The 11,937-nt window shown below is 71.1% G+C and carries 9 protein-coding genes and 1 riboswitch; of the genes, 2 read left to right on the forward strand and 7 right to left on the reverse strand.

Going from position 1 to position 11,937, the window contains the following annotated elements:
• Together AAHM41_RS35310 and AAHM41_RS35315 are read right to left on the reverse strand one after the other, a co-directional pair.
• Window positions 1-645 (reverse strand): calcium-binding protein (locus AAHM41_RS35310; RefSeq protein WP_342241317.1); only part of this gene is annotated, 645 nt, incomplete at its 3' end.
• A 220-nt stretch (window positions 646-865) separates the two neighbouring features.
• Window positions 866-4,051 carry a BTAD domain-containing putative transcriptional regulator gene (locus tag AAHM41_RS35315; RefSeq protein WP_342241318.1) on the reverse strand — a complete coding sequence of 1,062 codons (3,186 nt, stop codon included), beginning with the start codon at window positions 4,049-4,051 and terminating at the stop codon, window positions 866-868.
• A gap of 207 nt (window positions 4,052-4,258) precedes the next feature.
• Between AAHM41_RS35315 and AAHM41_RS35320 the strand changes: the two genes are divergently transcribed.
• Window positions 4,259-5,569, forward strand: a complete 1,311-nt coding sequence (locus AAHM41_RS35320) for a CynX/NimT family MFS transporter (RefSeq protein ID WP_342241319.1) — start codon at window positions 4,259-4,261, stop codon at window positions 5,567-5,569.
• A gap of 11 nt (window positions 5,570-5,580) precedes the next feature.
• Window positions 5,581-6,507 (forward strand): EamA family transporter RarD, encoded by a 927-nt coding sequence (gene rarD / locus AAHM41_RS35325; protein ID WP_342241320.1) that lies wholly within the window; start codon window positions 5,581-5,583, stop codon window positions 6,505-6,507.
• A 55-nt stretch (window positions 6,508-6,562) separates the two neighbouring features.
• Here the strand turns inward: rarD and rpsD are convergent, their stop codons facing one another.
• The 5 genes from rpsD to AAHM41_RS35350 form a co-directional block, all read right to left on the reverse strand.
• Complete coding sequence (rpsD, locus tag AAHM41_RS35330) at window positions 6,563-7,177, reverse strand: 30S ribosomal protein S4 (RefSeq protein WP_342241321.1); 615 nt, start codon at window positions 7,175-7,177, stop codon at window positions 6,563-6,565.
• 147 nt (window positions 7,178-7,324) lie between these two features.
• Window positions 7,325-8,089: an ABC transporter ATP-binding protein gene (locus AAHM41_RS35335; protein WP_342241322.1), complete on the reverse strand. Its 765-nt coding sequence runs from the start codon at window positions 8,087-8,089 to the stop codon at window positions 7,325-7,327.
• A complete protein-coding gene (locus tag AAHM41_RS35340; protein WP_342241323.1) occupies window positions 8,086-9,120 on the reverse strand; it encodes a FecCD family ABC transporter permease in 1,035 nt (344 codons plus the stop codon). Before AAHM41_RS35340 ends, AAHM41_RS35335 begins: the two co-directional genes overlap by 4 nt.
• Window positions 9,117-10,142 (reverse strand): ABC transporter substrate-binding protein, encoded by a 1,026-nt coding sequence (locus AAHM41_RS35345; RefSeq protein ID WP_342241324.1) that lies wholly within the window; start codon window positions 10,140-10,142, stop codon window positions 9,117-9,119. Before AAHM41_RS35345 ends, AAHM41_RS35340 begins: the two co-directional genes overlap by 4 nt.
• A gap of 37 nt (window positions 10,143-10,179) precedes the next feature.
• Window positions 10,180-10,410, reverse strand: a riboswitch (cobalamin riboswitch).
• Window positions 10,411-10,936: 526 nt separating this feature from the next.
• The gene (locus tag AAHM41_RS35350) at window positions 10,937-11,872 is read right to left on the reverse strand and encodes a restriction endonuclease (RefSeq protein ID WP_342241325.1); all 936 of its coding nucleotides are present in this window, start codon (window positions 11,870-11,872) and stop codon (window positions 10,937-10,939) included.
• Window positions 11,873-11,937 lie beyond the last annotated feature (65 nt).

The raw sequence follows: 11,937 nt of genomic DNA on the forward strand, positions 1-11,937 counted from the left end.
GCCGGCCCCGCCGCGGAGATAGTCATTGCCCGCCACCCCGGCGAGGACGTCGGTGCCGTCGCCACCATAGATCGTGTCGTTGCCGACGGCCCCGGTGATGGTGTCGTTGCCGGTCCCGGCATAATAGGTCATCAGCTCCATGTTGGCTGCCCAGCTGCCGTCGCTGCCCGGGCCGCCGTTCAGGGTGAAGGTCACCCCGGCGACGGTGCTGCTGCGGTCGACATACAGCGTGTCGGTGCCGGCGCCGCCATCGACCTTGTCGATCCCGGTGCCGGTGGCGATGTAGTCGTCGCCGTCGCCGCCGCTGAGCGTGTCATTGTCGGCGCCGCCATAGATCGTGTCGTTGCCGGCCTGGCCGTAGATCTGGTCGTTGCCGGCATCGCCGTAGAGGGTCTCGGCATCGGCCGACCCGATCAGCATGTCGGCGCCGTCGCCACCATAGCCGTAGTCGCCGCCACCTCCGCCGGTCTCGATCCGGTCATCGCCGATGCCGCCATACATGTAGTCCGTGCCGGTGCCGCCACGGAGCGTGTCGTTGCCGCCCAATCCCTGCAGCGTATCGTTGCCCGCCAGCCCGTCGATGGTGTCGGCAACGGCAGTCCCGGACAGGGAATCGTTGCCCGGTGTTCCTGGAATGATCGCCATCGTCAAAATACCTTCCGTTCAAACCGCACGATCTCCTGGCCGGCTCCGGCGCAGCGCCACGCTTCTCGAATGTCGACAAGGGCACACACGGACGGATCGCCGAGCCTGGAGAGGAGCTTCAACCTTGCTTGGAAACGCCTTGTTCGGCATCAGCCGAACGGAGGGTGCGCGGATTGAAGCTAGAGTGTATCCTCTTTGGTTTTCGCCGATTCGCCGTCGGCTAGGCAGGCCGCAACAATGGCTTCACCAGGCTGTGGATCGCGGCGGAAGGGGCCGTGCCAGGGGTCGCCCGGAGCATCCGTTCATAGCGCTCATAGTCGTCGAGAGCCCCTGCCGTGTCGGCCTGGGCCAGCCGGCCGCGGATCAACGCCTCGTGGACCCGGGCCGAACCCGGATAGAGATCGAGCGCGCGCAGATACAGCCCGCGGGCGCGGCCGGCGTCGCCCTGCTGCTCATGCCGGCGGCCGAGATGCAGCGCCAGGTCGAGGAACCGGTCGCGCAGCCGGTCGGCGGCCGGCAGGGACCATCCGGCGTCGCCCCCGCGCGGCTGCACCGGACCCGGAAAATCGAGGATCAGACGGTCGGAGTCCGGCCCCGCCTCCGCCAGTCCTTGCCGGAGGCGGTCCTCCCAATCGTCGAGATCGACCCAGACCCGGTCCGGCGCCAGACGCAGCCGTCCCTCCCGCTGCAGCACCAGATCGGACCGCCCGAGCAGCCGGCGCAGCCGATGCAGCGCCTGCTCGCAGGAGGCCTTGGCCCGGTCGCCATCCGCATCCGGCCAGAACCAGTCCTGCAGCTCCTCCAGGCGGCAGCTGTGATCCCGCGCCAGGGCCAGAGCCTGCAGGATGTCGAGCGAGCGCGTCGGCGGCTTCGGCCCCGGGTCCAACGGCACCCCGTCCCGCTCGAGGCGGAACCCGCCCAGCACATGCACCGCGAGCGTCCAGGGCCAGCGCGCCGGACGGCGCTGCGGCGGCGAGAGCCGGCGTTGCCCGATCAGCGCCCGGCAGAATTCGGTCCCGATGCCGCCGTCGATGGCGTCGGCGCAGAGCTCCGCCAGCAGCAGCGGCAGGTTGACGAGGACCGCCATCCAACCGGTCTCGCGCAGGGTCTCGATCGCCACCCCGAGCCGGTCGGAATAGTCCGCGCCTCCCGCCCATTTCGCCTCCAGGGCCCGGGCGATCCGCACGCAGGCTTCGGTGCGGCGCAGCACCGCCCCGTCGAACAGGGGCAGCCGCGCCTCCAGGAATTCGGCCGCCTGCGCCGGCTTGCGGTCCGCCAGCAGCAGCTGGAACAGGGTGATGAAATGCGGCCAGCGCTCGATCGGCGGCTCGTTCGCCGCCTCGATCGCGGCCATAAAGCGGTCGCAGGCCCGGTACGCCTCGGGAAGATTGCCCTGCCGGGTGTGCAACGCGGCCTGGCAGTCCGCCACCACGGCGACCTGGGTGGTGAAGCGGCTGTCCGCGATCTCCGCCAGGCGGTCGACCAGCCCGGCGAACTCCTCCCACTCGTTGCGCAGCTTCATCTGCAGCTGCAGATGATACAGCGCGCCGAACTCGACCCCGCGCAGCGCCTCGCGCTCGCCGATGGCGATGGCGGCGCGCAGCGCCTGCTCCGCCTCGGCATAGGGAAAGCCGCGCCGCGCATAGGGGAAGAAATAGCGCCCCCTGACCGCACCGAAATCGACCAGCCAGAGGCCGAGCACCCAGGGGGAGACGCCGGGATCGTGCAGCTCCTCCGCGACGCTGTCGACGGCGGTCTCGAACAGCGCCGCATTGCCGGTCGAGCCGGAATAGGAGATCAGGATCTGGCTGGCATGCACCCGCGACGCCGGCGAATCGCCCGCATGGGGCGTCGCCAGCCTTGCGGCCAGTTGCTCCGCCAGCCGGCCCGAGGCCTCCACGCCGCGGCGGTAGTCGTCGGCGTAGACGCAGGCCCGCAGCAGCCCGACCCGGACCAGGAGGTGCTCGTCCGCCGGCAGCTCCGGCAGCCCCTGGTCCAGGAGCGCGAAGGCGCGCCGGGTCCAGTCGGCCAGCCCCTGATGCGTGCGCCAGCTGTCGGTCTTGACCAGGACGGCGCGGGCCACCGCCAGGCAGCGGCCGCGCGTATCGCCGTCATGCTCGAAGGCGGCCCAGGCTCGCGACAGCCACGTCTCCGCCATGCCGTCGTCCGGCATCGCGGCGACGCCCGCCCAGTAGCACAGCCAGCCGTCGAACGCGTCTTCGGGCAGTTGCGCGCACCAATCGGCGAAGGTGGCGCGACGGCCCTGCGCCAGCACCGCCTCGGCATGATCCGCCATCAGCCGGCCCGCCAGCCCCCAGGCCCGGCCCTGCAGCGCGAGATCGATGGCGTCGTCGCCCCGCCCCGCCTCGCCGAGGACCGTCGCGGCCCGGATCCGCAGCCGGACCTGTTCCTGCGCCGGGAAATGCCGGGCGAAGCGGTCGCTCAGGAAGCCGCGCAGCAGGTCGTGCAGGGTGAACACCGGCTGCGCCGCCTCGCCGCGCGCGACCAGGAGCTGCCGGCGGTGCAATCGCTCGAGCACCGAGCGGGCCCGATCCGACCCCACCATGGCCGTCGCCAGCTCGGCGGTGATCTCGGGCAGCAGGTTCAGCTTCAGCAGCATGTCCTGCTCGGCCGCCGGCAAGGTGTCGAAGAGCTGCGTCCCCAGCACATCGAACATCGCGTCTTCGCCGCCGAGGGCCGGCCTCGCCGCCGGTCCGGCATCGACGGCGATGCCGGCTTCCGCCAGCAGCACCAGCCCGGCTGCCCAGCCCCGGGCAGCCCCGACATCGATCGCCGAGGCGGCGCGCAGCATATGGGCCGTCACCAGCTCCCGCGCTTCCTCGTCCGAGAAAGCGAGATCGGCGTGGTCGATCACCGCGATGGCGCCGCGGTGCCGAAGCCCGGCCAGCTCCGTCGGCGGCAGGGTGCGGGCCAGGCACAGGCAGCGCAGCTGCCGCGGGCGCTCCTGCAGCAGGATGTCGAGCGTGCCGCGGAAGCGCGCCGTCTCGGTCCGGTGCAGGTCGTCGAGCACCAGCACGGTGCCGGGCCTCAGCAGGGCAAAGAAGGCCTGGAAGAAGCGGCGGGCGAAGGCCTCGGGCTGTTCCGCGTATTCCGGTCCGAACACCGGCAGGCGGCGGGCCCTGCCGGCCGGCAAGGTCCGCCCGAGGAAATGGAAGAAGCTGGCGATGTCGTCATCGCCCTCGTCGACGCGGTACCACAGATGCGGTTCGCGGCGGTCGCGGAGGTAGTCGACGGCGGCCGTGGTCTTGCCGTAGCCCGCCGGTGCCGCCACCCAGCAGCAGCCGTTCCGCAGGCCCTGGCCGATGGCCTCGAGAATCCGGGACCGCCGGACGATGTGGCTCGGCCGCGGCGTAATCAGCTTTACGGCGATCGGCGAAGCTGCCATGCCCCCTCTCTCCCCCAAGACGGCAGTCTAGCAGAGTCTTGTCTGATGAATGACAGCCGACTGCGCCCCGCGGCCGGCCATGCCGAGCCCTGGACCCAGGCATGACGAGGTGGGGCGCGCGGCGACGCCCCGCTCCAGTCCAGAATGGCAGCCAACCGCCCCGCGATCCGCCGGGGCGGATATTGTTTCGCCGTCAGGAGGAAGCCCGTGGTGTCGACAGCCGAGCAGGATCGGAAGGCCCGGGCCGTGCCCCCTGCCCCCCATGGCCTGGCCCCCCATGGCCTTGCAGACGAGTTGCTGATCGACGCCCAGGTCGACGACGTCCCGGCGCCGGCGACGCCGCTCAAGGCCGGATGGCTGCTGGTCGTCAGCCTGGTGCTGATCGCGCTCAACCTGCGCCCGGCCCTGTCGAGCCTGGGCCCGGTGCTGAAGGAGATCATCGCCGACACCGGCATCTCCGCCGGCACGGCCAGCCTGCTGACCACGGCGCCGGTGGTCTGCCTCGGCCTGTTCGGTGTTCTGGCGCCGCGGATCAGCCGGCGGCTGGGCACCGAGCGCGCGATCCTGGCGCTGCTGCTGGTGCTGGCGGTCGGCACCGCGCTGCGCGGCCTGGGCACGACCCCTGCCCTGCTGCTGGGCGCAGTCCTGGCCGGCGCCGGCATCGGCGTCACCAACGTGCTGCTGCCGGGCATCGTCAAGCGCGACTTCCCGGACAAGGCCGCGCTGATGACCGGGGTCTACACCATGGCGCTGTGCGCCGGCGCCGCGATCGCCGCCGGCAGCACCCTGCCGCTCGCCCGGGCGGCCGACGGGTCCTGGGCCTTGGCCCTGGCCTTCTGGGCCATCCCGGCGATCATCGCTGCGCTGGTCTGGCTGACCCAGATCCCGCCGCGCCAGGGCCCGGCCGCCCATGCCGGCTTCACCGTCCGCGGCCTGTGGGCCGACCCGCTGGCCTGGCAGGTCACGCTGTTCATGGGGCTGCAATCCTCGCTGGCCTACAGCGTCTTCGGCTGGCTGGCCCCGATCCTGCGCGACCGCGGCGTCGACGGCGTCACCGCCGGACTCATGGTCTCGGTCTCGATCATGGTCCAGGTCGCCGCCGCGCTGGTGGCGCCGTCGCTGGCGACCCGCGGCCGCGACCAGAAGCTGGCCGCGGTGCTGTGCATGGCATTCTCGCTCGCCGGGTTCCTGGGCTGCATCTTCGCGCCGCTGGGCACGGTCTGGCTCTGGATCGTGCTGCTCGGCATCGGCCAGGGCGCCGCCTTCGCCGTGGCCCTGACCCTGGTGGTGCTGCGCACGCCGGACGCCCATGTCGCGGCCCATCTCTCCTCGATGTCGCAGGGCGTGGGCTACACCCTGGCCTCCGGCGGGCCGCTGCTGATCGGCCTGCTGCACGACTGGACCAGCGGCTGGACCGCGGCCGGGCTGCTGGTGCTGGCGATCGGCATCGTCGCGGCCCTGGCCGGCCTCGGCGCCGGCCGCGACCGGCAGGTCGGGGCCCGGACCGTGGCCGGTTGATCGGGACGATCATGGCCACCCAATCCAGCCGCGGCCTCGGGGCCGGCGCCGCGCTCAGCGCCTTCCTGATCTGGGGCTTCGCGCCACTCTACTTCAAGGCGGTGGAGCATATCGGCCCCTGGCAGATCGTGGCGCACCGCATCCTGTGGAGCGTGGTCATGCTGGGCCTGCTGCTGCTGGCCTTGGGACGGCTGCGCGAGATCGGCGACGTGCTGCGCAGCCGCCGCCGCTTCCTGACCTATTGCGCCACCACCACGCTGGTGACCGTCAACTGGAGCGTCTTCATCTGGGCGGTGCTGAACGGCTATCTGGTGCAGTCGGCGCTCGGCTACTATCTCAGCCCGCTGATCAACGTCCTGCTCGGCGTCGCCTTCCTGGGTGAGCGGCTGAGCCGGCTGCAGGTCGCGGCCGTCGTCCTGGCCGCGGCCGGCGTCCTGGTCTCGGTGATCGGCGCCGGCGAGATCCCGTGGATCGCCCTGGTCCTGGCGTCGACCTGGGGCTTCTACGGCCTGATCCGCAAGCGCGAGAGGATCGACCCCTTCGTCGGGCTGATGGTCGAGACCGGCTTCCTGCTGCCGGCCTGCCTGGCCTATCTGCTGTGGCTGTGGAGCCAGGGCGCCGGCGCCTTCGGCCCGATGGCGGCCGGCGGCGAGGGCTGGGCGATGTCGCTGGCGATCATGGCCTCCGGCCTGATCACCGGCCTGCCGATCGTGCTGTACATGATCGGGGCGCGGCACCTGCCGCTGTCGACCGTCGGGCTGCTGCAATACCTGGCGCCGAGCATCAACCTGGTGCTGGCCACGCTGGTGTTCGAGGAGCCGCTGCGGCCGGCCACGCTGGTGACCTTCGCCTGCATCTGGGCCGGGCTGGCCCTGTTCACCTTCGACGCCACCCGGCGCGCGAGGATGCCGGTGGCTCCGCGCCACGGCGTCGGCTGATAACAAAAAGGGGCGCCCGGAGGCGCCCCTTTTCTCGTCGGACAGCCGGCTGAGATCAGCGGCTGTAGAACTCGACCACCAGGTTCGGTTCCATCTGGACCGGATACGGCACATCGGCCAGGGCCGGGCTGCGCACGATCTTGCCCTTGAAGGAGCCGTGGTCGACCTCGATGTAGTCCGGCACGTCGCGCTCGGAGGACGAGATCGCGGCCAGGATCACCGGCAGCTCACGCGACTTCTGCTTGATCTCGATCACGTCGCCGTCCTTGACCTGGTAGGAGGCGATGTTGAGGCGCTTGCCGTTCACCAGGACATGGCCGTGGTTGACGATCTGGCGGGCGGCGAACACGGTCGGGACGAACTTCATCCGGTAGACGACGGTGTCCAGGCGGCGCTCCAGCAGGCCGATCAGGTTCTCGCCGGTGTCGCCCTTGCGGCGCACGGCCTCTTCGAACAGGCGGCGGAACTGCTTCTCGCCGATGTTGCCGTAGTAGCCCTTCAGCTTCTGCTTGGACATCAGCTGCGTGCCGAAATCGGTCGGCTTCTTGCGCCGCTGGCCATGCTGGCCCGGGCCGTATTCGCGGTTGTTCAGCGGGCTCTTCGGACGGCCCCAGAGGTTGACGCCGAGGCGGCGGTCGATCTTGTGCTTCGAATTCAGGCGCTTGCTCACGCGCTCGATCCTCTCTCATGTTGTCCCGGTAGGCCCTGCCAACGGCAAGGCGGGGCGCCGGCTCGTGCGCCGGACCCACGTTCCCAGGAATGGAAGCGGTGAAAAACGCCATTCCGGCCCGGATGTCAAGCCCGAAGCCGGCTTCCGCTACCCCGGCAGGTAGTGGATATGGGGCCGGCCGTGATGCGGCGACCGTTCGACATGGGCGCGCACGCCGAACACCTCGCGGATCCGGGCCTGGGTCAGGATCTCCTCCGGCGCGCCGGCGCAGACCACCCGCCCGTCCCGCAGCAGCGCCACGGCGTCGCAGAACATGGCGGCCAGGTTGAGATCGTGCAGGGCGACGATGCTGGTGGCCGGCAGCCGGCCGACCAGCGCCAGGATCTCGAGCTGGTGCTGCACGTCGAGATGGTTGGTCGGCTCGTCCAGCAGCAGCTCGGTCGGCGTCTGGGCCAAGGCGCGGGCGATCTGCACCCGCTGCCGCTCGCCGCCCGACAAGGTGTGCCAGGACTGGCCGCGCTTGCCCTCCAGCCCGACCCGGCGCAGCGCCTCCTCCACCGCCGCGTCGTCGCGGTCGCCCCAGGGCGACAGCGGGCCGCGATGCGGGGTGCGGCCGAGCCGCACCACATCGAGCACCGTCACCTGCATGTCGGTCGCCGCCTGCTGCTCGACCAGGGCGACGCGGCGGGCGATGGCGGCGCGGGCCAGGCCGGCGATGTCGGCGCCGCCCAGGGTGATCACGCCGCTCTCCACCCGCCGCAGCCGGCAGATCAGGCGCAGCAGGGTGGATTTGCCGGCCCCGTTCGGGCCCAGCAGGCCAAGCATCCGGCCCGGCGCCGCCTCCAGCGTCACGCCGTCGACGATCATCCGGCCGCCGGCGGCCCAGCGCACGTCATGCGTCGCGATGGTCATGCCTCCCGCCTCGCCCGGTACAGCAGCACCGCGAAGGCCGGCGCGCCGAACAGGGCGGTGACCACGCCGATCGGCAGGATCTGCTGCGGGATGATGATGCGGGAGACGATGTCGGCCAGCACCATGAAGATGGCACCGATCATCGCCGTGGCCGGCAGCAGCCGGGCGTGGCCCGGCCCGACCAGGAAGCGCGCGGCATGCGGGATGACGAGGCCGACGAAGCCGACCGACCCGACGATGCTGACCATGGTCGCCGTCATCGCCGCGGTCGCCGCGAACAGCACCACTCGCACCCGAGTGACGGCGATGCCGAGCGAGGCCGCCGCGTCCGCCCCGAAGGTGAAGGCGTCGAGCGCGCGGGCGTGCAGGATGCACAGGACGAAGCCGGCCGCCGCGACCGGCATCGCGACCTGCACATCCGGCCAGCGCACCCCGCCGAGGCTGCCGAGCAGCCAGAACATCACGCCGCGCGCCTGCTCGGCACTGGCCGAGGTGGTAACGATGGTCGAGGTCAGGGCGTTGAACAGCTGCGATCCGGCGACGCCGGCCAGGATGACCCGGTCGACGCCGCCGCCAACCCCGGCCGCCAGCAGCGACACCAGGACGAAGGCGAGGACGGCGCCGATGAAGGCGCCGCCGGACAGCGAGACGGCGCCGCCGCCGAATCCCGCGATCATCACCGCGACGGCGCCGGTCGACGCCCCGGCGGAGATGCCGAGGACATAGGGCTCCGCCAGCGGGTTGCGCAGCAGCGCCTGCAGGATCGCGCCGGACAGGGCCAGCGCGGCGCCGCAGCAGGCCGCGACCAAAGCGCGGCTGAGCCGGTAGTCCCAGACTACGCCTTCCTGGATCGGGCTGAGCGCGAAGCCGGCGCCGAACAGCCGGTTGGCCAGCGCCTGGACGGTGGTGGCCAGGGGGATCGCCATCTCGCCGATCGACACGGCCAGGGCGATGGCCGCGACCAGCACCGCCAGGGACAGCACGGCCAGCAGGACGCGGACGCCCCAGCCGCCGCCGAGGAGCGGCCTCACCCCCCGAGCCCGAAGCTCTTGATGCCGCTGGCCACCGCCTCGATGCCGTCGACGGCGCGGATCGAAGGCTGCATCGCCTGCACGTCCATCACCACGAAGCGCTTGCCCCTGACCGCCTCCAGCCGGCTGGCCACCGGGTCGGTGGCGAGGAAATTCAGCTTCACCGCGGTGTCGTCGGCCGGGTAGCGGCGGCGGCTCATCTCCGCCATCACGATGATTGCGGGGTTGGCGGCGGCGATGCGCTCCCAGCTCACCAGCGGCCACTCCTCCTCGGTGGTGATGACGTTGCGGGCGCCGAGTTGCTGCAGGATGTAGGCCGGCACGCCGTTCTTGCCGGCGACGAAGGCCTCGCCCGCGACCTCCTTGCTGGAGAACCAGAACACCATCGGGACATTGCCGAGCCGGGCACCCGCCACCGAGGCGATGGCCGCGGCCTCGCGCCGCTGCAGCTCGGCCACCAGCGCCTCGCCCCGGTCGGCGACGTCGAAGATCCGCGCCAGGTCGCGGATCTCCTGATAGACGAGGTCCATGCTGAACAGCTGCTTGCGCACGCCGTCGCCGCCGCCGGAATTGTCCTTCTCGACGCAATCGGCCGGCGAGATGTAGGTCGGGATGCCGAGGCCGGCGAACTGCTCGCGGGTGCCGACCGAGCCCTGCGGCCCGACATGCCATTCGAACTGGGCCGTCACCAGCTCCGGCTCCTGCCCGACCACGGATTCGAAGCTGGGGTCGTTGTCGGCCAGGCGCGGGATCCTGGCGTTCGCCGCCTCATAGGCCGGCAGCACCGGACCGAACCAGACGGCCGTGCCGACGATGCGGTCGGCCAGGCCGAGCGACAGCAGGATCTCGGTGCTGCTCTGCCCGATCGACACGGCGCGTCGCGGGGCGTGGTCGAAGGTGACGTCGACGCCGCAGTTGCGGAGCGTCAGCGGATACTGCGTCGGGTCGGCCCACGCCGCCGGCGACAGGACGAGAAGCCCGGCCAGGGCCAGGGCACGCGAAGGGAAGGACCGGAACGCCATCACGAGAACCTCCTGCCCGGGCCACCCCGCCCGGGAAACGGATTGCGCTGCGACGGCAGGTCTCCTGGCTCGCGGATCATGGCTTCGCGCCTGCCTTCCCACCCGCGCCGCGGGCAGTGGCATGGCCCTTGAGGGGCCACGAGGACGCTCGGCGATCCGCTGACAGTTGCGGGGGCAGCCACGGATTCCGCCCCCCTCACACTCGATTGGGGGGCGCCACCGTGTTCCCTTTTGATCCCATGCGGGAACCGTCGCCGGACTGTGTATCAGCGGTGCCGAGAGCTGGTCAATCGAGGCGGATATCCCAAGCAGGGCGATCCGACGGAGGTGCCGCTGGATTGCCGCGCCCCTTCGGGGCTCGCAATGACGGTTTCATCTCCTTGGGCAGCCCCCAGCACCGGCGCTCAGTTGCTGTCCAGCTTCGGCGGCCTGGGCGGCGGCCTTGCGGGCGGCTCATCCGGCGTCGGTTTCGCGACTGGGGGTCGAGGGCGCTTCGGCTTCGCTGGAGGATCCAGGGTCTCGGGCCGGGCATAGGGGCGACAGCGGGTGCCCGCTCTCCTCGATCGCCCAGGGCTCGGCCTACCACAGGCTCCAGTCCGGCTCGACACGCAACCCTCGGCAGAAGCGGGCGACAACCTCGCCGATCGGGAGGTCGCCGACGTCCTGCCTGAACTCGTCCCTCCTTGAGCCGGTCGTCCAGCTCGAACACATGCCGCGGCGAGATGGTGCCCGGCCAGCGGCCCCGGCACCGCCGAGGCGCCACGAGGTCTCGCCAGACCGTAGGGTGGCCGGCGTCAGTCGTCCCCGGTGAAGAAGTCCTCGTCCAGCCGCTTGAACTCGATCGCCCGGCTGGTGCGGACGCCGACATTGTATTCGATCATCAGGTCGGCGAGGCGCTGGCCGTCGATCAGGATCACGCGCTGCGCGAGATGCTGGACGAAGTCCTTCGCCTGCTGGCTGAAGCTCGAGGTCGTGACGAAGACGCCCTTGGTCGCGCCACGCCCCACGAGACTGCCGACGAAGGCCTGGACTTCGGGCCGGCCGACCGTGACATCGGCGTAGCGCTTGGCCTGGATGTAGATGCGGTCGAGCCCCAGCCGATCCTCGTTGATCTCGCCGTCGACCCCGCCGTCGCCGCTGCGGCCCAACCGGGTGGCGGCGCTGCGATGCGAGCCGCCATAACCCATGGCGACCAGGAGATCGACGATCACCTGTTCGAAGAAGCTCGGGCTGTTCTGCAGGATGCGCTGCAGCAACTCGTCGCGCAGCGCCGCCTGCAGGGCGAGATGGGCGGCTTCGATCTGCTCTTCCGGTGTGGTCGAGGCCGTCGGCTCGGTGGCGGAGAGAGCGGCCTCGGGAGGCTCTCCGGCTTCGCCGGCCGCCGCCGCGCCACTGCGACGGAATTCCTGGAAGCTCGGGTACTGCAACAGCAGCTCGACGTCGATCCGCTCCGGGTTGCGCGCGAGCAGAACGCGCCCGGCCTCGCTGGCGACGAAGCGGCCGCGGCGGGGCGAATCGATCAGCCCGGCTTTGCCCATATAGAACTTCGCCCAGTGAATCCGGTTGTGCAGGATCTTCTGCCGGCCGCTGGGCAGAAGCTGGTCCCGCTCCTCCGTGGTCAGGCCGAATTCGTCGGCAATCTGGTCTTCGAGATCGGGCACGCGGGTCTCGCCCAGAGCGGCGTGCCGCAGCACCGGCAACATGAGCGTCTGATAATCGGGAATCGCCATCGTCGCCTCACGCCATCGCCTTGGGCGGCCGGCCCCGCCCCCCCCCGCGCGAGCACCGCCGCGGG

This window comes from Inquilinus sp. OTU3971, assembly GCF_038440215.1.

Excerpts from the sequence above, each read along its gene's own strand:
- AAHM41_RS35335 (WP_342241322.1), bottom strand. The coding sequence starts at position 8,089 with ATGACCATCGCGACGCATGACGTGCGCTGGGCCGCCGGCGGCCGGATG.
- rarD (WP_342241320.1), top strand. The coding sequence starts at position 5,581 with ATGGCCACCCAATCCAGCCGCGGCCTCGGGGCCGGCGCCGCGCTCAGC.
- AAHM41_RS35350 (WP_342241325.1), bottom strand. The coding sequence starts at position 11,872 with ATGGCGATTCCCGATTATCAGACGCTCATGTTGCCGGTGCTGCGGCAC.
- AAHM41_RS35315 (WP_342241318.1), bottom strand. The coding sequence starts at position 4,051 with ATGGCAGCTTCGCCGATCGCCGTAAAGCTGATTACGCCGCGGCCGAGC.
- AAHM41_RS35345 (WP_342241324.1), bottom strand. The coding sequence starts at position 10,142 with ATGGCGTTCCGGTCCTTCCCTTCGCGTGCCCTGGCCCTGGCCGGGCTT.